At 53.8% G+C, this 25,629-nt stretch carries 30 protein-coding genes; 15 read left to right on the top strand and 15 right to left on the bottom strand.

What is annotated here, in order from left to right; translation table 11 throughout:
• From ACM66T_RS10400 to ACM66T_RS10390, 3 genes are read right to left on the bottom strand one after another with little or no spacing between them, the layout of a single operon-like run.
• The gene (locus ACM66T_RS10400; RefSeq protein ID WP_231018919.1) at window positions 1-1,191 is read right to left on the bottom strand and encodes a sulfate adenylyltransferase; all 1,191 of its coding nucleotides are present in this window, start codon (window positions 1,189-1,191) and stop codon (window positions 1-3) included.
• The gene (locus ACM66T_RS10395; RefSeq protein WP_231018917.1) at window positions 1,169-2,056 is read right to left on the bottom strand and encodes a response regulator; all 888 of its coding nucleotides are present in this window, start codon (window positions 2,054-2,056) and stop codon (window positions 1,169-1,171) included. The genes ACM66T_RS10400 and ACM66T_RS10395 overlap by 23 nt, the downstream gene beginning before the upstream one ends.
• Entirely contained in the window at window positions 2,053-3,174 is a 1,122-nt protein-coding gene (locus tag ACM66T_RS10390) for a bifunctional 2-C-methyl-D-erythritol 4-phosphate cytidylyltransferase/2-C-methyl-D-erythritol 2,4-cyclodiphosphate synthase (protein ID WP_231018916.1), read from the bottom strand. The genes ACM66T_RS10395 and ACM66T_RS10390 overlap by 4 nt, the downstream gene beginning before the upstream one ends.
• 272 nt (window positions 3,175-3,446) lie before the next feature.
• On the opposite strand from ACM66T_RS10390, the gene thiC reads away from it, so the two are divergent.
• The 4 genes from thiC (at window position 3,447) to ACM66T_RS10370 (ending at window position 9,311) form a co-directional block, all read left to right on the top strand.
• The gene (thiC, locus tag ACM66T_RS10385) at window positions 3,447-4,820 is read left to right on the top strand and encodes a phosphomethylpyrimidine synthase ThiC (protein WP_416768538.1); all 1,374 of its coding nucleotides are present in this window, start codon (window positions 3,447-3,449) and stop codon (window positions 4,818-4,820) included.
• A 19-nt stretch (window positions 4,821-4,839) separates the two neighbouring features.
• The gene (locus ACM66T_RS10380; RefSeq protein ID WP_231018914.1) at window positions 4,840-6,012 is read left to right on the top strand and encodes an Mrp/NBP35 family ATP-binding protein; all 1,173 of its coding nucleotides are present in this window, start codon (window positions 4,840-4,842) and stop codon (window positions 6,010-6,012) included.
• A gap of 121 nt (window positions 6,013-6,133) precedes the next feature.
• Window positions 6,134-6,949 (top strand): polysaccharide biosynthesis/export family protein, encoded by an 816-nt coding sequence (locus ACM66T_RS10375; RefSeq protein ID WP_231018913.1) that lies wholly within the window; start codon window positions 6,134-6,136, stop codon window positions 6,947-6,949.
• Window positions 6,950-6,965: 16 nt separating this feature from the next.
• Window positions 6,966-9,311 (top strand): GumC family protein, encoded by a 2,346-nt coding sequence (locus ACM66T_RS10370; RefSeq protein WP_231018912.1) that lies wholly within the window; start codon window positions 6,966-6,968, stop codon window positions 9,309-9,311.
• 9 nt (window positions 9,312-9,320) lie between these two features.
• Here ACM66T_RS10370 and ACM66T_RS10365 read toward each other — a convergent pair whose 3' ends face one another.
• A complete protein-coding gene (locus tag ACM66T_RS10365) occupies window positions 9,321-10,058 on the bottom strand; it encodes a tyrosine-protein phosphatase (protein ID WP_231018911.1) in 738 nt (245 codons plus the stop codon).
• A gap of 60 nt (window positions 10,059-10,118) precedes the next feature.
• Here ACM66T_RS10365 and ACM66T_RS10360 point away from each other — a divergent pair, with 60 nt between their 5' ends.
• The 9 genes from ACM66T_RS10360 to ACM66T_RS10320 all read left to right on the top strand — a co-directional run bounded on the left by ACM66T_RS10360 (window position 10,119) and on the right by ACM66T_RS10320 (window position 15,677).
• Complete coding sequence (locus tag ACM66T_RS10360) at window positions 10,119-10,886, top strand: energy transducer TonB (protein ID WP_231018910.1); 768 nt, start codon at window positions 10,119-10,121, stop codon at window positions 10,884-10,886.
• Between the two features lie 49 nt (window positions 10,887-10,935).
• Window positions 10,936-11,985: a dihydroorotase gene (pyrC, locus tag ACM66T_RS10355; RefSeq protein WP_231018909.1), complete on the top strand. Its 1,050-nt coding sequence runs from the start codon at window positions 10,936-10,938 to the stop codon at window positions 11,983-11,985.
• Entirely contained in the window at window positions 11,982-12,641 is a 660-nt protein-coding gene (locus ACM66T_RS10350) for a response regulator transcription factor (protein WP_231018908.1), read from the top strand. The genes pyrC and ACM66T_RS10350 overlap by 4 nt, the downstream gene beginning before the upstream one ends.
• A complete protein-coding gene (locus ACM66T_RS10345) occupies window positions 12,631-13,476 on the top strand; it encodes a sensor histidine kinase (protein ID WP_416768537.1) in 846 nt (281 codons plus the stop codon). The genes ACM66T_RS10350 and ACM66T_RS10345 overlap by 11 nt, the downstream gene beginning before the upstream one ends.
• Window positions 13,466-13,927 (top strand): TonB-system energizer ExbB, encoded by a 462-nt coding sequence (gene exbB / locus ACM66T_RS10340; protein ID WP_231018906.1) that lies wholly within the window; start codon window positions 13,466-13,468, stop codon window positions 13,925-13,927. The genes ACM66T_RS10345 and exbB overlap by 11 nt, the downstream gene beginning before the upstream one ends.
• Complete coding sequence (locus ACM66T_RS10335; protein WP_231018905.1) at window positions 13,917-14,294, top strand: biopolymer transporter ExbD; 378 nt, start codon at window positions 13,917-13,919, stop codon at window positions 14,292-14,294. Before exbB ends, ACM66T_RS10335 begins: the two co-directional genes overlap by 11 nt.
• 12 nt (window positions 14,295-14,306) lie before the next feature.
• Complete coding sequence (locus ACM66T_RS10330) at window positions 14,307-14,636, top strand: glutaredoxin family protein (protein WP_231018903.1); 330 nt, start codon at window positions 14,307-14,309, stop codon at window positions 14,634-14,636.
• 74 nt (window positions 14,637-14,710) lie between these two features.
• Window positions 14,711-15,364, top strand: coding sequence for a class I SAM-dependent methyltransferase (locus ACM66T_RS10325; protein ID WP_231018901.1), 654 nt, complete (start codon window positions 14,711-14,713; stop codon window positions 15,362-15,364).
• A 94-nt stretch (window positions 15,365-15,458) separates the two neighbouring features.
• Window positions 15,459-15,677, top strand: a complete 219-nt coding sequence (locus ACM66T_RS10320; RefSeq protein ID WP_231018899.1) for a hypothetical protein — start codon at window positions 15,459-15,461, stop codon at window positions 15,675-15,677.
• Window positions 15,678-15,873: 196 nt separating this feature from the next.
• Here ACM66T_RS10320 and ACM66T_RS10315 read toward each other — a convergent pair whose 3' ends face one another.
• Entirely contained in the window at window positions 15,874-17,091 is a 1,218-nt protein-coding gene (locus tag ACM66T_RS10315; protein ID WP_231018898.1) for a hypothetical protein, read from the bottom strand.
• 144 nt (window positions 17,092-17,235) lie between these two features.
• Between ACM66T_RS10315 and ACM66T_RS10310 the strand changes: the two genes are divergently transcribed.
• Together ACM66T_RS10310 and ACM66T_RS10305 are read left to right on the top strand one after the other, a co-directional pair.
• Window positions 17,236-19,071, top strand: coding sequence for a 7TM diverse intracellular signaling domain-containing protein (locus ACM66T_RS10310; RefSeq protein WP_231018897.1), 1,836 nt, complete (start codon window positions 17,236-17,238; stop codon window positions 19,069-19,071).
• A complete protein-coding gene (locus tag ACM66T_RS10305) occupies window positions 19,064-19,750 on the top strand; it encodes a response regulator (protein ID WP_231018896.1) in 687 nt (228 codons plus the stop codon). Before ACM66T_RS10310 ends, ACM66T_RS10305 begins: the two co-directional genes overlap by 8 nt.
• 485 nt (window positions 19,751-20,235) lie before the next feature.
• Here the strand turns inward: ACM66T_RS10305 and ACM66T_RS10300 are convergent, their stop codons facing one another.
• The 10 genes from ACM66T_RS10300 to ACM66T_RS10255 all read right to left on the bottom strand — a co-directional run bounded on the left by ACM66T_RS10300 (window position 20,236) and on the right by ACM66T_RS10255 (window position 25,619).
• On the bottom strand, window positions 20,236-20,472 hold the full coding sequence (locus ACM66T_RS10300; protein ID WP_416768536.1) for a hypothetical protein: 237 nt from the start codon (window positions 20,470-20,472) through the stop codon (window positions 20,236-20,238).
• Window positions 20,465-20,737 (bottom strand): DUF6527 family protein, encoded by a 273-nt coding sequence (locus ACM66T_RS10295; RefSeq protein WP_416768930.1) that lies wholly within the window; start codon window positions 20,735-20,737, stop codon window positions 20,465-20,467. Before ACM66T_RS10295 ends, ACM66T_RS10300 begins: the two co-directional genes overlap by 8 nt.
• Window positions 20,738-20,826: 89 nt before the next feature.
• Complete coding sequence (locus ACM66T_RS10290; RefSeq protein ID WP_416768535.1) at window positions 20,827-21,216, bottom strand: hypothetical protein; 390 nt, start codon at window positions 21,214-21,216, stop codon at window positions 20,827-20,829.
• Window positions 21,216-21,617: a glycoside hydrolase family protein gene (locus ACM66T_RS10285; protein WP_416768534.1), complete on the bottom strand. Its 402-nt coding sequence runs from the start codon at window positions 21,615-21,617 to the stop codon at window positions 21,216-21,218. Before ACM66T_RS10285 ends, ACM66T_RS10290 begins: the two co-directional genes overlap by 1 nt.
• 23 nt (window positions 21,618-21,640) lie before the next feature.
• Window positions 21,641-21,862: a hypothetical protein gene (locus ACM66T_RS10280; protein ID WP_416768533.1), complete on the bottom strand. Its 222-nt coding sequence runs from the start codon at window positions 21,860-21,862 to the stop codon at window positions 21,641-21,643.
• On the bottom strand, window positions 21,862-22,149 hold the full coding sequence (locus tag ACM66T_RS10275; RefSeq protein WP_416768532.1) for a hypothetical protein: 288 nt from the start codon (window positions 22,147-22,149) through the stop codon (window positions 21,862-21,864). The genes ACM66T_RS10280 and ACM66T_RS10275 overlap by 1 nt, the downstream gene beginning before the upstream one ends.
• Window positions 22,150-22,202: 53 nt before the next feature.
• Complete coding sequence (locus tag ACM66T_RS10270) at window positions 22,203-22,577, bottom strand: hypothetical protein (protein ID WP_416768531.1); 375 nt, start codon at window positions 22,575-22,577, stop codon at window positions 22,203-22,205.
• 1 nt (window position 22,578) lies between these two features.
• The gene (locus tag ACM66T_RS10265) at window positions 22,579-23,121 is read right to left on the bottom strand and encodes a hypothetical protein (protein WP_416768530.1); all 543 of its coding nucleotides are present in this window, start codon (window positions 23,119-23,121) and stop codon (window positions 22,579-22,581) included.
• Window positions 23,122-23,221: 100 nt separating this feature from the next.
• On the bottom strand, window positions 23,222-24,712 hold the full coding sequence (locus tag ACM66T_RS10260) for a hypothetical protein (protein WP_416768529.1): 1,491 nt from the start codon (window positions 24,710-24,712) through the stop codon (window positions 23,222-23,224).
• Entirely contained in the window at window positions 24,696-25,619 is a 924-nt protein-coding gene (locus ACM66T_RS10255; protein WP_416768528.1) for a hypothetical protein, read from the bottom strand. The genes ACM66T_RS10260 and ACM66T_RS10255 overlap by 17 nt, the downstream gene beginning before the upstream one ends.
• Between the last annotated feature and the right edge of the window lie 10 nt (window positions 25,620-25,629).

The raw sequence follows: 25,629 nt of genomic DNA, 5'->3' as shown, positions 1-25,629 counted from the left end.
TTAGGTCAGCGACGTCGTCTGGTAGAGTTCCATCAGTTTGATGTAGAAGTCGCGGTCGGTGTGCTCTTCGAGCAGACCGTTGACCGGCATGATGTCGTAGTAGAGCTTCTCGATATTCTTGATGCGGCCCGGGAAGAGGCGGCAGAGCAGGATCGCGGAGATCTCCTTGCGCATCAGCACCGCCGGCGGCATGAGGCCCGTCTTGACGAGCTCCAGAATGGAGTCGGCGTGATAGGAGATGTGGTGGTGGTTGCCGTGCGGGCAGGTCTGGGTACTGACCAGCGTCTTGCACTCGTTGCAGTAGACGTATTCGCGGGCGATGGCGACCTCGATGTCGATACCGTGCATGCGGTCTTTGACGGACTGGTTGCTGTTGTGGTCGTAGTACATGCCGACCCCGGCGTGGTTCTGGCCGATCATCAGGCGGTCGCAGCCGAAATTCTTGGCGACGATGGCGTCGATGATCACCTCGTTATAGCCGGCGAAGATGTAGCTGTACTCCAGCGGGATGATGACGACGCGGTTCCGGGGGAGATAGTTCTCGACGAAGTAGGTGAGCGCCTGCTCCCGGATCTCATAACTGAGGTCAGCCTGGTTGTAGGGTTTGAGTAGGAAGATGACGACGAGGTCGGTACTGTCCAGTGTCTGCCGGATAAGACGCTCATGGGCACGGTGCAGGGGATTGGCCGCCATCATGATGGCCGTTGTATGCTTGGCGCCGATACGTTGTTTGGCCTCTTCGATGTTCTGCAGGATCGGCGCGACCGGGTCGTTTTCCAGAGACAGCGCTCCGCTGACGGCCAGTCTGCCCAGCCGCTTCAGGGTAGAACTGACGCCCGGATGCGAGGGATTGTCCGTCCCGTAGATATGGCGGACGCGCTCATTGGGGTCGATTTCGAAGACATCCCCAACCACCAGCGTCCCGGAGCGTTCACCGTCGACGATCAGGTCCAGTGTCTCATCGGGCTTGGCGCTTGCAAGGATTTTTTCGTTCGTACTGCCGGCGGGGGCGAGAATGAAAGGGAAGGGGAAGGTCGTGTCATTGAAACGGCCCGTTGAGAGGACCTCTTTCATCTGCGCTTCGTTCATCAGTTCCGTGACCGGCGAAAGCATGCCCGCTTTCAGGATGCTGAGGGCGGACAGGGCTTCCTGGTCGAGAAAGAGGGCGTTATTTTTTCTTGATGATGCCATACTTTTTACGCTTCTCCCAGAGGCTTTTACGCGAGATTCCCAGTTTTTTGGAGAGTTCCGTATCAGGGAATTTATGCTGATAATTTAACACGATATATTTAACATAGTCCTCGATCGGGAGGATATCGCCCTGTTCGAAGACGGTGCTGTCACTTTTTATCTCAATCACCTGTACGCCTTCGAGATCGACGGAGTCGGTGCTGGAGACGATGACGTTGCGCGTGTTGATAAGTTCGAGGAAGGGTTTGCGGTCGGCTTTTTTCAGCGACTGGAAGTCGGTGATATAGAGCAGTGCTGCGGCGGGGGCTTTGGAGATGTCGTTAAAGGCGTTGCCGTTCTCCAGACTGATGTAGACCAGCTCCCGGCCGTTGGTTTTTGCGTAATCGAAGGCGAAACGGTCGGCGTATTTCTGGAAGTTCGAGGCGATGAAGACCGGCGGAGTGACGTTGTCGAGGTCCTGGGTGATCTTGACGCCTTTGAAGTGCTGGTCGAGGTAGCGCTTATAGGTCTCGTTAGCCAGTTTGAGGCGGTTGAACTCCTGGAAATGCTCGATTTTGCGGATCAGCTCCTCGATCATGAAGGGCTTGAGGATATAGTCTTTCGCCCCGGCGGCCAGAGGCTTGGTGACGGTGTCGTTGCTGATATATGATACCATCAGAATGACGACGGCGTCGCGGAACGCCTCGATGACGGGGTAGATGTCCTGGCCGCTGATATTGGTCGAGAGCAGCACGACGTCGTAGGCGACCCCTTTGAAAGCGTCCTGTATGGAACTGCTGATATCGCATTGATAGCCCAGTTCTCCCAGTTTGCTGGCGATACTCTGTGCCAAATAGATCTCATTCTCAATAATCAATACTCTCATAACTGTGTCCAATCCATATAGTTTATCGTTGCGGTGGCGATCACGGCGACCCCCTCTTTCCGGCCGACGAAGCCGAGTTTTTCCGTCGTCGTCGCCTTGACGCCGACCCGTACGGGCGGCAGACCGAGCAGGGTGCCGAGCCGCTGCCGCATGGCCTCTTTATAAGGTGAGAGACGCGGTGTCTGTGCCGCTATTGTGATGTCGGCATTGACGATGCCGAAGCCGTAGCGCTTTAAGCGCATGACGACCGTCTCGAGCAGCTCGGCGGAATCGATTCCTTTGTAGGTGTCGTCAGTATCGGGGAAAAGCATCCCGATGTCCCCCATACCCGCGGCGCCGAGCAGGGCGTCGATCAGGGCATGGATGGCGACGTCGCCGTCGCTGTGGGCCTTGAAGCCGACGGGATGGTCGATGGCGACGCCGCCGAGGACCATGCTCCCTTCGGTATCGAAGGCGTGGACATCCAGGCCGTTGCCGGTGAGCACGGTCGCCGCCGGTCCTTCGAAGCACGCCATTGCCCGCAGGTCGGCCAGCGTCGTCAGCTTTCTGGCGGCCTCGTCCCCCTCAACGAAGTGGCGGCTGCCGCCGGCGGCAACGATAGCGCTGCTTTCGTCCGTGTAGGTTTCATTGGTAGCCAGGGCGGCTTTGAGCACGTCCGTCTTGGAGAGTTGGGGCGTCTGGATACGCAGCAGTGCGCCGCGGTCGATCGTCTCGCCGTGGAAGGTGACGGTATCATGTACGCCAAGGGCCGGCACGATGCAATCTGCTTTGTCACGCTCCGCGATCAGCCGGGCAATGAGCGCCGCATCGATGCAGCCGCGGGCGACGTCCGTCACCATGACGTAGGGCGTCTTGACTGCGGCCAATGCATTGCCGAGGGAGCTCTGCCGGTCGCTGCCGCCGCTGACCACATGGTAGTTTCCGTGCAGGCGCATATAGGCGGCTTCTTCGGGGTGCGCGGTGATGATCACTTCTGCAAATTGTTTGCTGCGGATGAAACGATTGGTAACAAATTGCCACAATGGTTCATCGCCGATACGGAGCCACTGTTTTTTCACGCCGCATTGGAAACGGCGCGAATCTCCGGCAGCAAGCAGGATAAGCGTTAAATCAGACAAAAATTATCCTCTTTACGGAAAAATGTTACGAAATTATACAGGTCCAAAGCTTTTGTGCGCCTTGTGTAGAATCGTAATACTTTTTCTTTTCAGCCTAGCGATGCAAGCGGAAAATCGCACCGGATAATGTATGATTCCACAAATAAGATTGCTGCAATTCGGAGTAAATTTCTCTTAATTTATTTTGAAAGATTGTCGCTCGTTCGATATGCCGTAGGCCTTTTTATCGGCGGTGACTATATTACGCCAAAGAATTGCTACAGGAGTTCGCTATGAGAACCTCATGGGTAGAGAAACGTAAAAACGATCAAGTCCGTACGCAGATGTATTATGCCAAGCAGGGCATTATCACCGAAGAGATGGAGTACGTCGCCAAAATCGAGGATCTGTCGCCGGAGCTGGTACGTTCCGAGGTCGCCCGCGGCCGCCTGATCATCCCGGCCAACGTCAACCACACGAACCTTGAGCCGATGGCCATTGGGATCGCTGCGACCTGCAAGATCAATGCGAATATTGGCTCTTCGGCGATCGCCTCGGATGTCCAGGGCGAGATCGAGAAGGTTCAGGTTTCCCAACATTATAAAGCGGATACGGCGATGGACCTCTCCACCGGCGGGGACCTCGACGAGATCCGCAAAGCGGTTATCGAGAACTCCAAGATCCCGATCGGGACCGTGCCGATCTACCAGATCCTGCACGACGTCAACAACAAGATCGAGGACCTTACCATCGAGAAGATGCTCGAGGTGCTCGAACGCCAGGCGCAGCAGGGAGTGAGCTACTTCACGATCCATGCTGGCTTCCTGCTCGAGACGATGCCGAAGGTTGCCAAGCGCAAAATGGGGATCGTCAGCCGCGGCGGTTCACTGATGGCGGCATGGATGATGCACTACCACCGCGAGAACCCGTTTTACACGGCGTTCGACGAGATCCTTGACATCTGTGCACGCCACGACGTCTCCCTCTCCCTGGGCGACTCGCTGCGTCCGGGCTGTCTTGCGGATGCCAGCGACGATGCCCAGCTGGGCGAACTGAAAGTCCTGGGCGAACTGACACTGCGTGCCTGGGAGAAAAACGTCCAGGTGATGATCGAGGGACCGGGGCATGTGCCGCTCAACCAGATCGAGCGTAACATGAAGCTGCAGCGTGAGCTCTGCCACGAGGCGCCATTCTATATTCTCGGGCCGCTTGTGACCGACATTGCGGCGGGATACGACCATATCTCCTCCGCGATCGGTGCGGCCGTCGGCGGCTGGCACGGAGCGTCCATGCTCTGTTACGTTACACCGAAGGAGCACCTGGGGCTTCCGAACGCGGAAGATGTCCGCGAAGGGATCATCGCCTACAAGATCGCGGCGCATGCGGCGGACATCGCCCGCGGCCGCAAAGGGGCGCGCGATATCGACGACGAGATGAGCGATGCACGCTACACCTTCGACTGGGAAAAGCAGTTCGAACTGGCACTCGACTCCGAACGGGCCCGTGAGTACCACGACGAGACCCTGCCGCAGGACGTCTTCAAAGAGGCGGAGTTCTGCTCCATGTGCGGGCCGAAGTTCTGTTCATACAAGATTACACAGAACATTATGGATAACCCAGAAGCTATCGAAGCCATCGCCAGAGAAGCGGCGGCGGCACAGCATTAAACTTTAAAAGGAAACAGTTATGACAGAAGAAATTGTAAAATCGGCATTGTCTAACGTGACGTACCCGGGCTTTACGAAAGATATCGTGACCTTCGGATTCGTCAAAGAGATCAGTGTCAGCGGCAGCGACGTTGCCGTCACGGTCGACATCACCTCCAGCGCGCCGGAAGTCGCACAGCAGATCACTGACGAGGCAACGGCGGAGCTTAAACGTGCCGGCGCGGCCAATGTCACCGTTAACATCGCTGCACCGAAGATGCCGCGCGAAAGCTCCTCAAAGGGCAAAAATATCGCGCCGCAGGTGAAGAACTTCATTATGGTCAGCTCCGGTAAGGGCGGCGTCGGTAAATCGACCAGCTCCGTCAACCTGGCGATCGCGCTGGCGATGCAGGGCAAGAAGGTCGGTCTGCTCGATGCGGACATCTACGGCCCGAACGTCCCGCGTATGCTCGGCGTCGAGGATATGAAACCGGAGATCGAAGGCAACAAGGTCCTGCCGATCAAAGCGTACGGGATCGAAATGATGTCCATGGGCTCTTTGATGGAAGAGGGGCAGTCACTGATCTGGCGCGGTGCGATGATCATGAAGGCGATCGAGCAGTTCCTGCGCGACATCCTCTGGTCCGAACTGGACTGTCTCGTCATCGACATGCCTCCGGGAACGGGTGACGCGCAGCTCACCCTGGCGCAGAGCGTTCCCGTCACCCTCGGTGTGACGGTCACGACACCGCAGACGGTCTCCCTGGACGATTCACGCCGTTCACTCGACATGTTCAAGAAACTGCATATCCCCATCGGCGGTATCGTCGAGAACATGAGCGGTTTCATTGCGCCGGATACGGGTGTCGAATACGACATCTTCGGCAAAGGTACCACAGCACCTCTCGCGAAGGAGTTCGGTACGCATATCCTCGCCGAGATCCCGATCGAGCCGGCGGTCCGCATCGGCGGTGACGAAGGCAAACCGGTCACCTACGCCAAGCCGGAATCCGAAACGGCGAAACGTTATATGAAAGCGGCCGAGGATATCTGGGCGCAGATCGAAAAGATCAACGAAGAGGGCGGTGTCGACAATAACGCTATCCAGCCGAACACTCCTCCGGGTGTCTCCGCCTGCTCGACGGCTGCGGCCCCGCAGCAGAGTGAGCAGAGCAGCGGCGAAAGCTGCGGCACAGGCTGCGGCTGCCACTAAAATAGACGCCCCTGCGGCGTTTTCTTCATCAATTGTTAACCATAGTTTTCCTCTGTTTAGCTTGTTGTTACCATCTATAGACTATAATCCCCTCGCATTCTAAGAACGATCTGGAGTTCCCATGTCCCTGCGACTGTTTACGATTTTGACACTTTTTTCGCTGTTTGTGTTCAGCGGCTGTTCGATGAAGGAGTACCGCCTTTTTCAGGACGAAAATATTTCCGATGAAACGACGGCGATTTCAGCGAAGGAGTACCACGACGAAATGGTGTACGAGAACATTATTGCGCCCAATGACCGGGTGTCGGTGATGGTCTACAACCAGTCTTCGGCAGATTCGCGGCAGATGACCTCGATGGTCAGTAGCCGGGGGGGAGCCAGCTCCGCTATGTATGCTGGCAGGGATGAAACTTTGGGGCTCCTGGTAACCCAGGAGGGGACGATCCGTCTTCCCCTGATCGGCCGGCAGAAGATCACGGGGATGACGGAGGATCAGGCGGCCAGTTTCCTGATTACGCAGTATCAGAAGTACCTGCGCAACCCCTATGTGACTGTCGAGATCATGAACCAGCGTATCTTCGTGCTGGGTGAGGTCAAAGATCCGGGTGTCGTGTCAGTGACGAACGGGATGATGAACCTTGTCGAGGCCCTGGCCCGCTCCCATGACCTGACTGATTATGCCGATAGGACCAATATTAAGATCATTCGCGGGGATCTGCGTTCACCGGACGTGCGTGTTGTTAACCTTACGGAGATGTCGGCGATCCGTCTGACAAGCCTTTTCCTCAAACCCAACGATATCGTTTATGTACAGCCAAGAGCGATGAAAGGCTACAACATGGCCTTTAAAGAGATTGCACCGCCGTTCCAGCTCCTTGCGGCCATGCTGCAGCCGTTCGTCAACATCGTCTATCTTGATAAGAATCTTGGGAAGTAATATGGCACAGGACAACATGACAACTATTGAAGAAGATGAAATCGATCTGAAAGCGCTTTTCGCAACAATCTGGCGCCGCAAAATTGCGGTTATGACGTTTACGGTCGTTATCGCATTTGTGGCGGCCGTTTTCGCCTATATTACGCCAAATGTCTACCGGGTCAACACGATGATCGAGGTCCAGGAAGAGAGCAACAAGTTCGGCAATGGGTTGGGCAATATGGATATTATGTCGCAGGCCTTTGGGATAAGCGGCGTTAACCTCGATAATGAACAGCTAGTGATCAAATCGCGTTTTTTGCTGCAAAAAGCGCTGGGTTACCTTGATATCGGCACCCGGTACTTTACGGTCAAGCATTTCCGTGAATCTGAGCTTTACAAAAATGCGCCTTTTATCGTCACGACAACCTTTATCGATGAGGACGCCTACGGGGTCCGAATCAAGCTGATTCCGATAGATCAGGATCGTTTCGAACTGAAAATCGATCCACCATCGATGCTCAACCCTCGGGTGATTCTGCGTGAAATCGGTCTCTTGCCGCCACCGGAGCATGCGCCTGTCGTTTATGAGGGGACGCATCGATACGGCGAGATGATCACGTCGCCGTGGTTTAAACTCAAGGTGAACCGTATTACGGAGCTGACAGAAGATGAATACAGCTTCAGTGTCACGCCGAACCAAGAGATGTGGGAAATGCTCCAGGAGAACCTGACGACATCCCTGGCATCCAAAATGGGCTCGATCATGATCATTTCGTATGAGGATAACGTCCCGCTGCGTGCCCAGGAGATCGCCAATGCGGTGACGCGGGCTTACCTCGATCAGGAGATTGAAAGCAAAACGGCCGAGGCGGACCATACCCTCGCTTTCATCGACGACCAGCTCAATGCCATCAACAAAGCGCTGCAATCATCGCAAAAGAATCTGGAGCGTTTCAAGCAGAGTAACATCGTTGTCGATATTTCGCAAAAAGCATCGATCACGACGGATAAATTGAGCGAATACGAAAGCAAACTCCAGGAACTCGATATTCAGGAGAGCGTTCTCTCCAACTTGCAGCAGTATATGCTGAACAATGCGGATATCTCAGGAATTGCACTGGGATCGGCTGGCTTTGCCAATCAGGACCTTGTGGCGATGATCTCGGACCTCAAAGAGAAAATGGTACAGCGCAAAACCCTCTTGGTCGAATATACGGAGCTGCACCCCGATGTCATTAAGCTCTCCGAGTCCATCAGTTCAATGCGCAAATCGATCCTCTTCACCATCGACAGCTCTTTGAAGGTGATCCAGCAGCAAAAAGATGCCTTGACCAAGATTGTTAATGATTACAAGCGGTCGCTCGAAGCGCTGCCCGGACAGGAGCAGAAACTCGTCAACCTGACCCGGACAACGATGGTCAATGAGAAGATCTACAGCTTCTTGCTGGAAAAACGGGCCGAAACGGCGATCCTGCGCTCTTCGACGGTCTCCAAAACACGGATCATCGATTCGGCCCTGCTGCCGAAATCGGATGAACAGGTCAAACCGAAGCGCGCGCTTATTGCAATGGTCGGGCTGATTCTCGGCTTTATCCTCGGAATTTTCTACGCCTTCGTGCGTGAATTCCTTGACAACACGGTCAAAAGCCAGGAGGACATTCAACGTCTGACGAGTATCCCTGTATACGGAATGATCCCGACGGTCAAGGGGAAGAAGTTCAATTCGATCTTTTACGAAGCGTTCCGGGCCCTGCGTACCAATTTGGAGTTTATGCGCAGTGACAGTGCACACAAAACGGTCGTCGTTACCTCGACCGTTTCGGGGGAGGGGAAGACGACGGTCTCCGCGAACCTGGCGGCGATCTATGCAAAGAGCGGGAAAAAAGTCGTCGTGCTCGATCTCGATATGCGCCGGGCGAAACTGAGCGAATATTTCGATCTAAGGAACGACAAAGGGCTAAGCACCCTGCTGAGTCACCGTCATAACCTGGATGAAATTATTCAGCACTCCGAGCAGGATGGTGTGGACGTGATTGCCGCCGGTCCGGTCCCGCCCAACCCGTCGGAGCTGATTATGTCCGACTATGCCAAAGAGATGATGGAGACGCTGCGCGAACGCTACGATTACATCATCTTGGATACCCCACCGGTCGGCCTCGTGACGGATGCGGCGATCCTGATGCACCAGGCGGATGTGTCTTTGCTGGTGACACGCTTCGGCTATTCGAAAAAAGAGTTTGTCCGGGGGCTGGACCGTCTGGTGCAGGAGCACAAGATTGATCATGTCGGTATCATCTTCAACGGCGTAGATATTGAGAAAAACTACGGTTACGGCTACGGCTACGGCTACAAGTACGGCGGCGACAAGTACTATACGTAAACGCGCCCTCTAGAGGGTGTTGTTGCGGAGGGTATTGTTGCGCTGCACCTTGGCGACAACGTCGGCATGCAGTGTTTTGGTCAGGGCGTCGATATGGCGCCGGTGGTGCGTGTCGGATCCCAGGTAGCTGATCCACCCGTTGTCCATCAGACGGCGGGCGGCTTTCTGTACCGGTTTGGAGTAGTATCCTCCCAGGGAGTTGATATTGACCTGGAAGCGGACGCCCTTCTCCTTGAGGCGGGCGTAGGCCTCTTCATCTTTGTGCATATAGAGATAGCGCTCGGGGTGGGCGAGCACGGGCTGGTAACCGTGGCTCTGGAGCTCGAAAACGATGGTCTCCAGGTCGATGGGGGGGATCACATAGGAGAGCTCGAAAAGCACTTCATTCTCGCCGAAGGTGAGCAGCTCCTCTTTGTCGATCAGTTCACGGAAGTGTTCATCGACATAGTACTCGGAGGCCGCGTCGATGCTCACGGGGATACCTTCGGCATCGACTGCAGTGCGGAGCGTGTCCAGCCCTCGCAGGATCGTGTCGCGGGAGTTGGGAAAGCGGTGCATCATGATATGCGGGGTCGTGATCAGGCGGCGATACCCCAGGTCGTAGAGGGAACGCACGAGGCTCAGCGATGTTTCAAGGTCTTTGGCCCCGTCGTCGATGCCGGGAACAAGGTGGGAATGCAGGTCGGTCGTCAGCGGTTCTGAGTTCTTTTGTTCGGGCCGTATCAGGCGTTTCAGTCTCTCGTACATCGCGCAATCATAGCAGAAGCAGATTAATACTTCTGTAATACTTTTCGGTTAGGATACGGCATGGCACGTTCCCCGCAGGCATTTCTGGTTTCACTGTCGCTGCACCTGATGATCGGTATTCTGTTGCTGATCGTCGTACTGCCGAAAATTCCGCTGTCGGTTTCGGCGGAGGCCCCGCACTACTGTCTTTCGCTCTCACGGGTGGCGCCGACACTGCCACCGAAGAAGAGTGAGCAGGCAGTGTCGCCGGCGCCAGCTGCTGCAAAGTCTGCCCCAGTTCGGAAGAGAGAGCCGGAGAAGGTTGTAAAGCGCAGGGAGGTCGTCAAGCCTGCAGTCGTCATGAAAGCCCCCGCGGTCAAACCGGTACCGGTCGTCGAAGCAGAGCCGGAGGTGGAACCGGCACCGGTCATTGCAGAGACAGTGCCCGATACCCCGGCGGAAGTGATGGAGGAAGCCGAGCCTGTCGCGGCGGCCGAAGGAGAAAGCACGGCCGAAGCGCCCGCTGCAGCGCAGACCGGAGCAGCGGATAGTGCTGCGCAGCAGAGCAGCGAGAGTTACATGAATGAACACCTGGCGATCATTGCGCAGCTGCTGCAGCGCCACCTCTATTACCCGCGGATGGCGCGCAAACGCCATATCGAAGGGGAGGTCATCGCCAGCTTCAGGGTTGAAACGGACGGCACGGTCCATGATGTCTCGGTCACGCGGCATGCCCGCGCCATTCTGGACCGGGCCGCCATCCGTACGATTACGTCGCTTTCGGGCCGTTTGCCGCACCCGAAGCACGCGCTGTCACTGCAAGTCCCGATCCGCTTTGTGCTCAAATAAATCCGCGAAATGTTAGAATAAAGTATTGATTAAGACTTCAAGGATTTTGATGAAAACACATACGCTTTTAATGCCACTGGACATGCACCTCCACCTCCGTGACGGGGTAATGCTTGAGACGGTCGCCCCGCTCAGCGCCTACAGCTTCAGCGGGGCGGTCGTTATGCCGAACCTCGTCCCGCCGGTCACGACAAAAGAGGATGTTCATGCCTACAAAGAGCGTATTTTCACAGCCCTCGGAACGCCGCTGAGCGACGAGGACGATCTGTTTGAAACGACAAATGCGGACTATTTCGAGCCGATGATGACCCTTTTCTACCAGCATTATGAGCGCGATTTCCTCGAGGAGGTGCGCGACGACATCTTCGCCATCAAGCTCTATCCTGCCGGGATCACGACGAACTCCGAAGGTGGGGTCAGCAGTTTCGACCTTGACGCCATGCGTCCGACCCTCGAGGCGATGGCAGCCCTGGAGATCCCGTTGCTGATCCACGGCGAGACCGACGGTTTTGTCATGGACCGCGAAGCGGAGTTTATGAGTATTTACGAGATGCTCGCCTCCAACTTCCCCGACCTCAAAATCGTGATGGAACACATTACGACCAAGGCGGCAGTCGATATGCTGGACAAATATCCCAACCTCTACGCGACGATCACCCTGCATCACCTCCTCATCACCCTCGATGACGTGGCCGGCGGCCTGATGCGGCCACACCTCTTTTGCAAACCGATTGCCAAGCGCCCCGAAGACCGCGAGGCGTTGCTTGAAGTGGCGCTTGAGGCGCATCCGAAGGTGATGTTTGGCTCCGACTCCGCACCGCACCCCCAGCATAAAAAGGAGGCCTGCGGCTGTGCCGCCGGCGTCTTTACGGCTCCCATCGCGCTGCAGGCGCTGTGCGAGCTCTTCGACCAATACGGGAAACTGGAGAACCTGCAGGCCTTTATCAGCGACAATGCCCAGAGCGTCTACGGCATCTGCCCCGAGTTCAAAGAGGTGACCCTCTCCGACACCCCCTTCACCGTACCGGCCAAATACGGCGACGTCGTTCCGATGTTCGCCGGCGAAACGCTTGGCTGGAGTATCGAAGACGTGCTATGACGACGGCCAGCATCCTCCTGCTTGAAGACGATCTGCTGCTGGGCGAAACGCTCGGTGATCTGCTGGAGGATGAGGGGTACCGTGTACGCTGGTGCCGCAACGGCCAGGAAGCACTCGATGTGACGTTCGGGGAGAGTTTCGACCTCTACCTCCTTGATATCAATGTCCCGCAGGTTGACGGGCTGACGCTGCTCTCCGAACTGCGTTCCGCGTCCGATACGACGCCAACAATCTTCCTGACATCCCACAAAGAAAAAGAGAAACGCAAAGACGGTTTTACAGCCGGGGCGGACGACTACATCACAAAACCCTTTGACAACGATGAGCTGCTGTGGCGGATCACGGCGCTGCTGCGCCGAAGCGGCCGCCTCGAGGGGCTTTGCAACGGGCGTCTCTGTCATGATGCGGAACATCATACCGTCCTCTTTGACGGCGATCCTCTGGAGTTGACGCGCAAAGAGTACGACCTGCTGACCCTTCTGATGCGTCATTGCAACAAGACCGTCACGAAGGGGATGATCGAGGAGGTGCTTTGGAGCGCCGGCGAAGCGGGGAGTGAAGGGGCAGTACGCGTCTACATCAACCGGATCAAACAGCTGATCGGCGCGGAGATGATCGAAAATATTCGCGGGGTGGGGTATCGCCTTGTTTCGTAACTTTTTCCTGGCGATCGCCTTCTTCTATGTCGTCTCGGTGCTGACAATAGTCGCCGGGGTCTTTGTTCTCCAACTGCAGTTCGGGATCTTTTCCATTGTCTCGCTGCTCTTCATCGCCTTGCCCTTTGCCCTGCTGCTGGGGTGGATGTTCTCCAAGATCGCGATCGAGCCTCTTATCAGCCACTTTGAAACCCTGGAACGCTTTTCCAAGGAGACGCTGCACGAGTTGAACATCCCTGTCAGTACGATCAAGACGAACGCCCAGATGCTCGAGAAGGGGTGCACGGATGAAAAGTCGCGCAAACGGATCGGCCGGATCGCCTCGGCCTGCGAACTTCTGGAAGCCCGTTACGATGAACTGGACTACCTGATCAAAAGTCAGATGCAGCGTGAGCGGATCGACACCGTTGCGATCGCCCCGCTGCTGCAGGAGCGCTGCGAGGCGCTGCAGGAGATCTACCCGGGGGTCACGCTGGCGTGTGATTTAGAGCCCGTTAGTCTGAAACTCGATAGAATGGGCTTCATCAAAGTCGTGGACAACCTGATCGACAATGCGGTCAAGAACTCCCCCGGCGGGACGACCATAAGCCTGAATCTGAAAGCCAAGCGCCTTGAGATCCGGGACGAGGGGCGGGGCATGGATGAGGTCGAGCTCTTCAAGGTGTTCGACCGTTACTATCAGAGTGACGACTCTCTCCCGGGCTACGGGATCGGGCTCGATCTCGTCAAACGCTACTGCGACCGGCACAAGATCGGGCTCAGTATCGATTCGTCGCCGGGGCAGGGGACGACGGTAACACTTAATTTAGCGGAGGTAGCAGAAGATGCAGGGTAATTGGTTGGAGTTGGCAGAACAGTTGTTGGACTATGGAGTCATGGGGACATTGCTGGTGATGAGTGTGATCGCTCTGTGGCTTTTTATTGAGCGGCTGATGTATTACAGAGGCGTCGACGTCAACTCCTATGAGAGCAAAGAGCTGCTGGAGCTTGATCTGAGCGACAATCTCTCGACGATTTCGGCGATCGGTGCCAATGCGCCCTATGTCGGGCTGCTGGGAACGATCCTGGGGATCATGATCACCTTCTACGGTCTCGGCGAGATCGGCGCGGTCGATACGAAAAAAGTCATGACGGGGCTGGCGCTGGCGCTGAAGGCGACCGGTTTCGGTATCCTTGTCGCGATCCCTTCCATCGTCTTCTATACGGCGCTGCTGCGCAAGATGGAACGGCTGCTCACCTACTGGGACGTCAACACGCAAAAAGGGAATCAGCGGGATGCAGCGTAAACGCTTTGATCAGATCAACGTCATCCCGCTGATCGACATCCTCCTCGTGCTGCTGGTCATGGTCGTGACGACGGCGACATTCATCAAGCAGGGGATTCTGCCCGTGGAACTCCCCGATGCCAAGTCCGCGGACAAGAAAGAGGACCACAAAGAGATCGACGTCTACGTCACCAAGGACGGGAAGTACCACCTCGATAAGACGCCGATCAGCGTCGCGGAGCTGGAAAAGCGCATTGCGGAGATCCCCAAGGACCAGACGGTGGTGCTGCGCAGTGACAAGGACGCGACCTTTCAGAACTTCGTGACGGTCATGGACCTGCTCAAGAAGTACAACCACGAGCAGCTCTATATCGTGACGAAAGAGTAGGGCGACAGAGCAATGGCGGAGAAACCCAAAAGCAGACCGCAGGGGAAAAAGCCGGGAGGTGCCAGGCCTGCCGCTTCAAAAGCCGGCGGCAAGCCGAAGCCCACAAGCCAGAAGCCCGTAGCCCTCTTTACGGCGCCGGGCTGCTCCTGGTGCGATAAGGCCAAGAAGTACCTCAAGAACAAAGGCATCAGGTTCCGCACCATCGACATCTCCAAAGACGCCAAGGCGGCCAAGGACTGCATGCGCCACGGCTGCCGCGGCGTCCCGGTCGTGCTCATCGGCAACCGCTGGATCTGCGGCTTCGACCAGAAGAACATCGACAAAGAGCTGGGGCTCTCCTAAAGCTCCGGAGCTGATTCTGTTGCCGAGGGTACGCTCGTATCACCGGTATCACCAGTGAACGCGAAAGGAACCATATGGCGAAGACGGCAGAAGGCGTAGAAAAAAGTGCGGCAGACGCGTTTCGCAAGGAACACTGGGAGAACCTTTTCAGGTCAAAAACCTATACCGATGTCTTATGGCATCAAACCACGCCTGCCAAATCCCTAGCGCAGATAGAGCGATTTGCACAACCGGATGACGCAATCATCGATGTGGGCTGCGGAGCCTCCTTGCTGGTCGACAATCTTATCGCGAAAGGGTATCGCGACCTCTGTCTGTTGGATGCCTCCGAAGCGTCGCTGCAGATCGTGCGGGATCGGCTGGCGTCGGATGCGGACATCCCCGTCTATGTCTGTTCGGATATCGTCAATCTTAACCCTCAGAAGCAGTTCCGGGTTTGGCATGACAGGGCGATGTTCCACTTCCTGCAGGATGCGACAGAGCGCCGTCAATATTTTGAAATAATGCATGCCTCCCTGCTGCCCGGCGGCACCGCCGTTATCAACACCTTTGCCGCTGACGGGGAAACCGAATGTGCCGGTTTGAGTACGATACGCTATGATCGGGAAAGGATGGCGGCGGAACTCCCTGTAGGTCTGCAGCTTATCGAGGCCGAGGATTTTGTCCATACGACGCCGAAGAATACGGCACAAAACTACGCAGCTTTCTATATCAGGAAAACATGCTAAATAGGTGATGGCAGCATGCCAATGATGTAAAAGGGCACGCTTCGAACATAATCTGCAGTCTAGTAATTCGCATATTCAAATCAAAGGAAACTAAATGTCAAGTCATCATCAGAAAATACTCATAAGAAGTATTGAACAGCGTCTTCAGCATATCGACATGGCGTTTGAAAACCTGAACAAAATCGGCACGTACGATCGCGACGATTTCTATTTTGATGAACCGGAAATAAGAGAAAAATATGTCCAGGTGCGTGAGTCGTTAAAGGAGATACGCAATTATCTGAATGACGCTGTAATGAAACTTGAAAAATGAGAGAAAATAGGTATATACGATTTTGTAAAAAACACTAATGACGTTATGTCCTATGTCACATGTAATTGCAAGGGGATGAGAATGACCCCGAAGCACAAGACATTCGTTGACAAAGACAAACGGCGAGAGGAAGCAGCATTACTTCCCACACCGCATGTCGTTGACATGTGGCGACAGGAAAGATCTCATCAAACAATTAGAATGACTGCCAACCTGTTTGATATTCGTTATGATTGGCATCTTCCAGACGCATCCCCCAAGTTGCAAGCATCGAGATAGTCCAGGTGTACGATGTTTCGGGAGTATCTTGATTGGTGAAAGTAATCGTATTTCCGCTATAGGTAATGTAGAGGTGAACCGTCTCGTTAGAAGAACCATTCATTATCAATACATCTGCATTTTCCCCGTCAACGCTAAGGTGAAATTGAATGCCTCCTTCTATTGGTTCACCAGTATAAGAGACGCCCATCAATTCGAATTCTTTTCCTGCTAGTGATGCAGAAATAACATCGGAGTAAGCGTCCTCCTGATTCGTGAAGTAGAGTTTCCCCTGGGTTGTATCCATATAGGTGTCGGTGATGGCCAGTACCACAAAGGTTTTTGTTTCTTCCCCTGTAACGGTAAAGTACCCGTCACTATAGCCGATCTTCATCTTGCCGGACCACGACCCCCAATAATCAACACCGGACATTTTTGCACTTAACCCGTCCGCAGCGAAGATCCACTCCTGTTTTGAACTTGTTTCATCTGAACTAAAGTACAGCTCTCCATCCTGGATCAATTGTGCATACAGTGAGGGGTAAACAGTTTTACCCGCCAGAGCAGCTTTGATGTCATCGGCACTAAACTCATCGTTGGGAATAGCGGCATCCAGTGCACTCATTGCCGTCGTTTCGTCTACAATGTTTTTTCCCAGTGCAGTTGAGACGATAGCGTCGAAGTCGGGATCATCCAGTGCGACACTCAACGTCCCCATTGCGTCAAACATGGCACCGCTCTGTTCGATTGTTATTCCATTGGATACATCACCGTCCGAATCAAGGGTCTGCAACAGCTGGGCGATATTGGTGACGACGACAGGATCGGTACTCAGATCATAGGGCGTTAGCAAATTGGAAAAAGCAGTGGAGCCGATGCTGTAGCCATTAATGCTGAATTCGATTGTTTGATTGTCTTCTTGGCATGTGTACGAACCAACTGGATCGGTAAATGGCAATGGATCATCCAAACTGGTTTGAGACTGTGGATCAAAACAGGAGTAGGATAACCCAGCAACCGCAGGACCTAAAAATTTTCCTATGAAGATGGTTGCTCCATCTTCAGAATCTCCATCACCACCTGAACCTCCGCCAACACAGGCTGTCAATAGCATTACTATCGGTACTAGAACGATAAGACCTTGCATCATTTTCATGTGCGCTCCTTTATATTCTCTTTTCCCAATTGTATGCACTGCACGTCACATATGGTGTCACATGAGAGCAGGGTGGATAGTTTTAAATAATTGTTATATTATGATCAGGTATATTGTTTCAGTGTAAAAATATGAAGATCCATTATGAAAATATTTCTCCTTGTACTTGGTATATTGTTGTCAAGCCAAGCTTTTGCGATCGATGTCACAGAAGATGTAGGAACGATTGACGTACTCTCTCAGAGTCAGGTTTTTATCGATCATTCCAATAAGGTGGCTATAGATAGCATTGATCGCTATGAAGATGAATTCACTAGGAATGAATCTAACATCCTCCAATACGGCTTAGCTCCTGGGTTCACGGTATGGGTAAAATTCGAACTCTCCAATAACTCAGATGTTCCTGTCAAAAAGTTGTTGAAATACGCCAATCCGGTCACGACTAATCTCACTCTTTTTAGCGAGAACGAGGCACGGCATGAAGGGCTCTTTCATGTCGCGGATGATCGGATGACGACTACCCCTGTCTTTCAGATTGTTTTGCCCGCTCACACGCAGCGTACATACTACCTGAAAGCCTACTCTCTCATCTTACCGTTGACCCTGGGAATGGCACTTGACGATCCGCAATACTATTACAAAGAAGAGATGCGGCATCAGCGCAACATCGCCCTCTTTTTCGGGGGGATGGCCGTACTATTTTTGTATAACCTGTTTATTTTCTTCTTTACCCGGGACGTAAGCTATTTATACTATATTGGCTTTTTACTCGGCGCAGTACTCAACCAGGCCCATGTTACCGGTTACTTCTATCTTCTTTTCCCGCAAACTATTATTACCGTTATAGGCATTTACGGCATACCGTTTATCATAGCCCTGCTGGTTTTGACCAGCGCGCTTTTTGTACAGACTTTTATCAATACCAGGCAGTATCCCTTGCCGCATCAGATCTATAAAGTATTGCTGTACCCGGTGCCGTTCGTTGCGCTGTTGTTCTTTACGGGCAAATTGGCACAGCTCGACTTGTTCTATTTCCTGATCGTGCAGCTTTATACGGCGTTCATCACTCTCTATGCGGCAATTAGGCGCAACCGGCAGGCTTACTTTATCTTGGCAGGACAGGCTTGTATTGCTGTTGTGTATATTCTTGTCGTACTGGATTCTACAGGGATCTATTCTATTGCCAAAGTATTCAAGTACCCGGCTGAAACAGGTCTGCTCTTGGAAGCCCTGATTTTTTCTATTGCCCTTGCCGACCGTTTGAGACAGCTGCAGAAGCAGAAAAACAGACTCAATGCCCGACTGATCAACCAGCAACGTAGCGAAGAGATACGACTTAAATACCTGATTGAACAACGTACGAGCGAACTGAAGAAGGCTTTAGAAGAAAAGGCGTTGCTTTACAAGGAGATCCATCACCGTGTTAAAAACAATATGCAGCTGATACTCTCTTTCTTAAACCTACAGGGGAATATGACGCAAGAAAAGAGAGTACGCGATCTTTTGCAGGTCTCTCAGAGCCGTATAAAAGCGATGAGCCATCTGCATGAGCTGCTTTATATGCAGGAAAATATGACGCATATCGATGCACAAACTTATTTCGAACGGATCATCGCAGACCTGAAAAACGTGCTACAGGCTTCAGGAAAAGATATTACCGTTACCTACAGCATCGAGACCACTATTCCATTGCAGCAGGCAATCTATTGCGGTCTTATTCTCAATGAGCTGGTTTCCAACAGTATGAAACATGCATTTGATGGAAATAAAGGCAAAATAGATATCAGTCTAAAACGCGAAGGTGACTTGTATACGCTGATCGTTAAAGACAATGGAAAAGGGAATACAGCCAGAAGTTCCAGTACGTCGCTGGGGCTAAAGATTGTTGATATTTTGGTGACGCTGCAACTTAAAGGAAGTATCGATACCCAAAGCCGAAAGGGTGTGACCCATACTATTATCTGGAAAAGCAATGAATGAGTGCTCGATCCTAATCGTAGAAGATGAAGCTATTGTTGCGTTTGACCTCGCAGGGATTTTAGAAAAATTGGGATACAAGGTCACCGGTTACCTGTCAGAATTCGATGAAGTTGTTCGGCAAATCCAAAAAGAGCTACCGGACCTTGTTTTGATGGATATCAATCTTAATGCGTCGTATGACGGTATAGATATGGCCGAATTTTTACTTGAAAAGTACAATATCCCTGTTCTTTATATTACTGCCAATAGTGATGAATGTACCGTCGAGCGTGCAGCGAAGACACAACCGTTAGGATATATTCTCAAACCGTTCTGTGAGAATGATATCAGAACGAATTTGCAATTGGCGCAATACAAACTTAATAGACAAAAAAAGTATCAACCCGTTTCCAACTTGTTTCATCTAGGAGAAGGATACTCTTTTGACAGGGCAAGTGAAAAGCTCTACCACTGCAACGTAACTGTTCCCCTGGGGAAGAATGAATTGCAACTGCTTTTGCTTCTCATTGATGCCAACGGGGGGACAGTGACCTTCGAAATGATCGAAAATCTCATTTATCAAGACAATCCAATAAGCACATCGACTGTCCGGACACTTATATACCGGCTGCGTACAAAACTTAATTGCTCATGCATTGAAACGGTGTCGGGTATAGGCTGCAAAATCAGTCTAGAATGATGCTTTCTATGAATAGATACTGGGTAATATTGTACCCCTCACAAATATACCGAAAGAACTGCTTGAAGGCTTGTAGCTCATTGATGCCGAAGAACGAGAAGGCTTCTTATATCAGGAAAACACTCGGAGTAGATGCCGGTAGTATGCCGCTGGTGCGTCAAAAGAGCACGAATCGGATGCGTTTAAAATGCATAGGTTTGAAAGTCTGAAAAAAGGAAAATTGATTAGGATGGTGTCAAGAGAGAGACTTGATACCAGCACCATTTTTACAAGTGCCTAAAATAGGGACTTCATAAACTTTTTTATCTTCTACTATATGCTATCGGCACACATTTGGCATATACATTGGGCACGGCGTGCCCCGCCTCATTTCTTCTTTTCCTCCCCTTTATATTCCTCGTTTTCCTTTCCGCATTCCGGGCACTTCGGATAGCTGTCGATGTAGTGCGCTCCGCACTTGCAGAAGATGAATTTCGGGCCTTCGTTCACTGGCATACCCTCTCTGCTTCCCGGTGCGCCTCGATGCAGCGTACCAGCTCGATGACGACCTCGCTGTCGTTCATGTCGGCCATGTCATAGCACTTCGTCTCCTGGACGCGGCACGGGACCGGGACCTTCACTTTGACCGGCCGGTCGACGAACTCGGTGCGGATCTCCTGCTTGCAGGTGCAGCCGCTAAAGATCAGCGTGGCTGGCAGCAGTAATGCGGCAACTCTACTCATCGTCCACCTCCAACAGTTCTACCGTCTGACCTTTGAGATCATGCGAGCAGTCGTCAAGGTACTTCACCATTCCATCATTGATAAATGAGTGGCTTCGGTAGATTTTCATTTCAGGGCCCCAAGGAACAGGTCCAAGTAAAACACTAGGCTTTAGGGTTGGTTTTTCAGTGTCGCCGTTCCATGACCAATTTCCGGTATCCGCTCTAGACCCTCTCAACTGCACTGGGAGATGTGTTGGATATCCTGCCGGGTGGCACGGTAGCATCAACTTTACGTGCGTAGCTTCCTCGACTGGACACTTCACGAAGGTATGCATTCCCTCATCGTTTGGAATCAGCTTCATCGGTACTGCTTTCATAGTCCTGCCCCCCTCACGGCCTCGAGTACAGAGTGTGTCTCATAGCATTCCTCCTCTGATACGTTGTCGTCGCTGCGGACGATCTTCAGTTTCTCTACCACCTGCGTCACGGTCACGACCTTCACGTCCGGCGGCTTCTTTCGCCAGCGCTCGACCTCTGCGTTACTCTCGTCAATAGCAGCGTGGAGTGTCACTACGTTCGCATCGCAGTTGGCTTTTGCCGTATGCTCCGCGATGTACGCTTCATTCATCTGGATGATCGTTTGGTCCCTGGCGTCGATATCGCCATTGAGAGAAGCGATATAGATGCGCAGGAAGAACGCTCCGGTGAGAACAGCCGACAGGATTACGCCGCCGGCGATAAGCACAAGATTAAGCGGTACCATCACAGCACCTCCAGTCTTGACATCAGCTCTTCGGCCCTGGATGGAGTCTGGCGGTACCACCTGGAGTCTCTTCCGGCGGCCGCGGCTGCTGGGAAGTCTCCACGGCTGAGTGCGGCCCACATGTCTTTGAACTTCATGACGCCGCCGACGCCCATCTGGTACGCCATGTTGGCGATGATCTCTTTCGCGGCGTCCGGGAGCGTTTCAAAGACATCACCGGCCGATTCGAGTTGGGATATCTTCGTTTCGAGGCGCATCTTCAGTACCACGGTCGCCTCCTCTTTGCTCAGCGGGAGCTTGCATCCGTACCCGATGGTGGGGAACCCGAGGTGATCGTCATACGGATCCCCGCGGAACCCCTCATGCTCTTTCAGTTGTTCGATAAGGTTTTCTTTCCACATGGCCTCTCTCCTTCTGTATTACTTTATTGCAAAGCGCTGTCGTCAGCTGGCGGCTTTGAGAACCAGTTGAGCACTGCGGGCGCCACCGTTGTCGCTAACACAGCTGTTCCAAGCCATTCGACCTTTGACACATCAATTCCCTTGTAAAGAAGATAGAGAACGGCCATCCCGAACACAGCCCCGTATGCTAGAAGCCATTTGATGATCCGATAGCGGCGTTCGGTCTTTTCTGCTGCGGTTGCCATCATCTTCTCCTGTCAATCCGGTCAAGTGATTTGTTGAGCTGAGATAGCTGGGCCTTTACCCCGGCGAGTTCTTCCCTGGTATCCCTGACGAGGGCAATCAGTTCTTTGTTTATTTCAGATTGCGCCCTGTGGCTCTCTTTGCAGTCCTCGATCCTCTGTTCAAGTGCCGGAACCTTTGTCGCCTGTGTCCCAGCGTATGACATCGTCGCAACAATGATGAGGCCAAGTCCGCCAAGGAGCCAGTTCATGATGATCCCGGTGCCAATCTCCTTTATTCTATTTGGCATTGGTGTTGACCTCCGATTTTGATGTGGCGACTGTTGACATTAGGTGATGGCTCCTATATGAACATGGCAATCAGCTTCCAGATCGCCCCTGCAATGATCACCGGGATAGAGACGGCAGCGCCGCCGGCCATCCCTGCGATGAAGTCATAGATATCGACATGGCCCTCTTCCGTGAGCGGCCACCACGGTTTACTCGAAATGTGCTCGCGCCACCAGGAGAACCTTGTGAGCCAGTCGAGCACTCCTTTGAGCAACCCGGCCGCTGCAGCTGCAGCAAGACCAACGAGGCCGGCATCGATCAGGTCTACCGTTCCGGTACGGTAGAGACTCCGCACAATGAAAGCAACGACGGCGATGATTGCCACCACTGCCTCATAGATGAAGTGCTTCTTCTTATCCGGCTGGCTCATTTCTTCAAGGAGCATCATGTCAAACTCCTACTCCGACTGCTGCCAGCGCGTCACGCACAAAGATACGCTTGTGCGACAGCGCCGTGCTCCACATATCATCAAACGCGGCTTTTTTTGCCAACACTGCCAGGGCGAACGATTCCACCGTATCGCCCTCTGCATCGGCGAGCTTCTTGAGGTTCGGCGCATCGGCGTCGAGCCCACTGGCCTGGTATGCCCTTGCCTCTTCGAGCTGTGACGGCCATGTGTCTCGCTCTTCCTGCGGGTATCTGACTGACAGCGGTTCCAGCTCGCGTGCCATGAGGTCGGCTCCCATGTTTCGGATACGTTTGACCTGCGCGCTCACCTCAACCTGCGCCGCAAATTCCTCTGCCGTAATCTCCACAACTCCGATCTGCACAGGCTGATGCGCTATGAGGTCGGCGAACGCCTGCTCATCGGCATATTCGACCGACACGACCGGCACGCTGAACCTGTGAACGTTCGTACGGTCATCAAGCTCGATAAACTCGTACCGCGTAAACTCATCTTCGGCGGTGGTGTACGCTACATATTTAAACATTGTCTGCTCCTAGTTGGTATTGAATTGATATATCCGTTTCCGGCACTCCGTGATCAGGTCAAAGACGCGGTAGGCGTCTGCCGGATCTGAAGTGCCAGCCCTACAAGAAATACGAGGCGCGACCACCCACAGCGGCGCCCTGGGTCGTCCGGTAGTAGGACAGATCGAGCGCGAACACGCCGGTACTCGTATCGTAGGCCCAATTCCCGCCGACAAGCGGGGCCATTTGATTACTCCAGTATTCTCTGAAATAGTCGTTCCCGAAAGCGGTAGACCCCACAGAGCTCCTGCCGAGGGCGGTGGGGATGCCGACCGAAGTGCGCTTGTACGCATCACTGGCAGTATCGGTATTCATTTCGAAAACTGTCTCCGTTCCGTTTCCGTACCGACTTGCAAGGTCGGCCGCAACGTACCCGGTCAGGTCAAGCGCGTCGTACAGGTCGGGGTCGTATGCCCCTCCGAGCCCCTGGGTCGTATCGTCGTTGATGATGTCGCGGAGATCGACGCTGCGCTTGATGATCTTGAAGTCCGTTGCCGCCGGCACACCGACGACGGCTTCGAGCAGCGTGAAGCCTGATGCGACCTCCCACATGTTTCCGTTCAGGTCCGCGACGCCGCAAGCCTGCCCATTGTGCGTTGTTTTTGCGAACGGTATGCCGGACCCGGTCAGCGCACAGTTGCTGTAGCCGGATGCAGTGAACGTCACGCCGCTGTCATTCGTATCGGCCAAGGCGTTGTTATTGCATCCCTTCGGCGCGTACGGGAGCACGTCCATCCACGCCGCTTCTGCGGTCGACGGTACTGCATCGGCATGGGCCTTCGCCAAGTCAGCCAGCGCGCGGTACTGCATAATGCTAGGCACGTTGTATCCCGCACCGCGTGTCGCTACCGCGGCGTAGATGCCCCCGTGGCGATTCGGCGGTGCTCCGTTCAGGTTACTGATCGGGTTATGTGATGTACTTGTGCTGCACGGGTCGATCCCGGGGATGGAGCAGAAGATACCGTTGACATTTCCGCAGGTGTATTTGTCGATGATCATCCCGTTCATCTCTGTGCCTGCATTCAAAAAGGCGGGATGAACGACGAAGCCGGTTTTCGCATAGATGGCGGTTTCGAATATGTTATCGACATTGTAGTTTATGTAGAACTTCCCAATGTGAACCCCAATGCTCGTCGACCAATCAATAAGGTTGCCGTAATTCGGGCTCGTCTTGTCGTCATGCCCGTAGAGCTTGAACCATCCCGCTGGCACTTCGCTGTCGCGCAGCGCTGCGACGCCGTACCCGATTGTCCCTGCGTCGCCGATTGTGTAGATATCGCTGTAGTCGTCAGGGTCGAACGTCCGGTCGAGCTTCTGCGCCGCGTTGGCGAGATAGTCGAGGTTACGGCCGTCCGTCTCCGTGGCACACAGTGCTGCGACACGATCAATGACCGCCTGCTTCGCGGCGATCCACTCCTGCGTCTGCCAAAGGTCCTCCGCGACCGCATCGACTGCGTCGGCCATATAGGCGATGCTCTGCACCGTTGCAGAGGGTGCATTTGCAGTGATGGCGGCAATCGCCGCGAGTCTTGCATCAAGGGTTGTTGACATTTTGAACTCCTATAAGATTGATGTCGTAGATTTCAGCGAGGCCGATCCCGCTTGCGACGTCCTCGACGATAGCGCGGTCATCCGAGGCGGACTGGGCGCTTGCTGCTGCTTTCAAGTCGTGATGCAGCGCCGAATACTCCGCCGGGCTTGTATCGGTCGCGGTGAACGTCCCGTCGCCGTTCGAGGTGTATATCTTGACCGGGGCGTCTTCCGGCTCTGTCGCGTAGCTCTCTGCTGTGAGACGCTGTGCTTCCGACTCCCATGCTTTGAGCTGGGACGAAGTTGCGCTTGATGAGCTGCTGCTGCTGTCGGCTGCGGCCTTCGCTTCATAATGCAGCGCGGAGTACTCCGCCGGGTTTGTCGGTGTCGCCGTGAATGTACCATCGCCGTTCGACGTGTAGATCTTGACCGGGGTGTCTTCCGGCTCTGTCGCGTAGCTCTCTGCAGTGAGACGCTGTGCTTCCGACTCCCATGCTTTGAGCTGGGAGGAAGTTGCGCTTGATGAGCTGCTGCTGCTGTCGGCTGCGGCCTTCGCTTCATAATGCAGCGCGGAGTACTCCGCCGGGCTGGTGTCGGTCGCCGTGAACGTTCCGTCGCCGACCGAGGTGTAGATCTTGACAGGTACGTCCTCCGGCTCCATGGCATAGCTCACGGCCGTCAGGCGCTCCGCCATGGCCTCCCATGCTCTGAGCTGGGACGCTGTCACATTATTCCCAGTCTGCGTCACCTGCTCTGCCATCCATGTGAATGCCTGGTTGAGCTCCGTAATACCTGCGTTGTACTCCGTACCCATCGTCGGCAGCGCGCCGAGGAAAGCATCAGCCCTCGATTTAAAGTTCGTCTTGTCCGTACTCGACGGCGGTGTAGGTAGTGCCGTTATCGTCGTAGTCAAGGAAGGTGTTGGCATGTTTTCTCCT

This window comes from Sulfurimonas sp. ST-25, from assembly GCF_048079205.1.
Classification (GTDB): Bacteria; Campylobacterota; Campylobacteria; order Campylobacterales; family Sulfurimonadaceae; genus Thiomicrolovo; species Thiomicrolovo sulfuroxydans.
Note: the sequence above shows the minus strand (reverse complement) of the source record. Positions and strands in the feature narration are given on the sequence as shown.

Coding starts and splice junctions, on each gene's coding strand:
- ACM66T_RS10400 (WP_231018919.1), bottom strand. CDS start 1,191: ATGGCATCATCAAGAAAAAATAACGCCCTCTTTCTCGACCAGGAAGCC.
- ACM66T_RS10395 (WP_231018917.1), bottom strand. CDS start 2,056: ATGAGAGTATTGATTATTGAGAATGAGATCTATTTGGCACAGAGTATC.
- thiC (WP_416768538.1), top strand. CDS start 3,447: ATGAGAACCTCATGGGTAGAGAAACGTAAAAACGATCAAGTCCGTACG.
- ACM66T_RS10380 (WP_231018914.1), top strand. CDS start 4,840: ATGACAGAAGAAATTGTAAAATCGGCATTGTCTAACGTGACGTACCCG.
- ACM66T_RS10375 (WP_231018913.1), top strand. CDS start 6,134: ATGTCCCTGCGACTGTTTACGATTTTGACACTTTTTTCGCTGTTTGTG.
- ACM66T_RS10370 (WP_231018912.1), top strand. CDS start 6,966: ATGACAACTATTGAAGAAGATGAAATCGATCTGAAAGCGCTTTTCGCA.
- ACM66T_RS10365 (WP_231018911.1), bottom strand. CDS start 10,058: ATGTACGAGAGACTGAAACGCCTGATACGGCCCGAACAAAAGAACTCA.
- ACM66T_RS10360 (WP_231018910.1), top strand. CDS start 10,119: ATGGCACGTTCCCCGCAGGCATTTCTGGTTTCACTGTCGCTGCACCTG.
- pyrC (WP_231018909.1), top strand. CDS start 10,936: ATGAAAACACATACGCTTTTAATGCCACTGGACATGCACCTCCACCTC.
- ACM66T_RS10350 (WP_231018908.1), top strand. CDS start 11,982: ATGACGACGGCCAGCATCCTCCTGCTTGAAGACGATCTGCTGCTGGGC.
- exbB (WP_231018906.1), top strand. CDS start 13,466: ATGCAGGGTAATTGGTTGGAGTTGGCAGAACAGTTGTTGGACTATGGA.
- ACM66T_RS10335 (WP_231018905.1), top strand. CDS start 13,917: ATGCAGCGTAAACGCTTTGATCAGATCAACGTCATCCCGCTGATCGAC.
- ACM66T_RS10330 (WP_231018903.1), top strand. CDS start 14,307: ATGGCGGAGAAACCCAAAAGCAGACCGCAGGGGAAAAAGCCGGGAGGT.
- ACM66T_RS10325 (WP_231018901.1), top strand. CDS start 14,711: ATGGCGAAGACGGCAGAAGGCGTAGAAAAAAGTGCGGCAGACGCGTTT.
- ACM66T_RS10320 (WP_231018899.1), top strand. CDS start 15,459: ATGTCAAGTCATCATCAGAAAATACTCATAAGAAGTATTGAACAGCGT.
- ACM66T_RS10315 (WP_231018898.1), bottom strand. CDS start 17,091: ATGAAAATGATGCAAGGTCTTATCGTTCTAGTACCGATAGTAATGCTA.
- ACM66T_RS10310 (WP_231018897.1), top strand. CDS start 17,236: ATGAAAATATTTCTCCTTGTACTTGGTATATTGTTGTCAAGCCAAGCT.
- ACM66T_RS10305 (WP_231018896.1), top strand. CDS start 19,064: ATGAATGAGTGCTCGATCCTAATCGTAGAAGATGAAGCTATTGTTGCG.
- ACM66T_RS10300 (WP_416768536.1), bottom strand. CDS start 20,472: ATGAGTAGAGTTGCCGCATTACTGCTGCCAGCCACGCTGATCTTTAGC.
- ACM66T_RS10295 (WP_416768930.1), bottom strand. CDS start 20,737: ATGCTACCGTGCCACCCGGCAGGATATCCAACACATCTCCCAGTGCAG.
- ACM66T_RS10290 (WP_416768535.1), bottom strand. CDS start 21,216: ATGGTACCGCTTAATCTTGTGCTTATCGCCGGCGGCGTAATCCTGTCG.
- ACM66T_RS10285 (WP_416768534.1), bottom strand. CDS start 21,617: ATGTGGAAAGAAAACCTTATCGAACAACTGAAAGAGCATGAGGGGTTC.
- ACM66T_RS10280 (WP_416768533.1), bottom strand. CDS start 21,862: ATGGCAACCGCAGCAGAAAAGACCGAACGCCGCTATCGGATCATCAAA.
- ACM66T_RS10275 (WP_416768532.1), bottom strand. CDS start 22,149: ATGCCAAATAGAATAAAGGAGATTGGCACCGGGATCATCATGAACTGG.
- ACM66T_RS10270 (WP_416768531.1), bottom strand. CDS start 22,577: ATGATGCTCCTTGAAGAAATGAGCCAGCCGGATAAGAAGAAGCACTTC.
- ACM66T_RS10265 (WP_416768530.1), bottom strand. CDS start 23,121: ATGTTTAAATATGTAGCGTACACCACCGCCGAAGATGAGTTTACGCGG.
- ACM66T_RS10260 (WP_416768529.1), bottom strand. CDS start 24,712: ATGTCAACAACCCTTGATGCAAGACTCGCGGCGATTGCCGCCATCACT.
- ACM66T_RS10255 (WP_416768528.1), bottom strand. CDS start 25,619: ATGCCAACACCTTCCTTGACTACGACGATAACGGCACTACCTACACCG.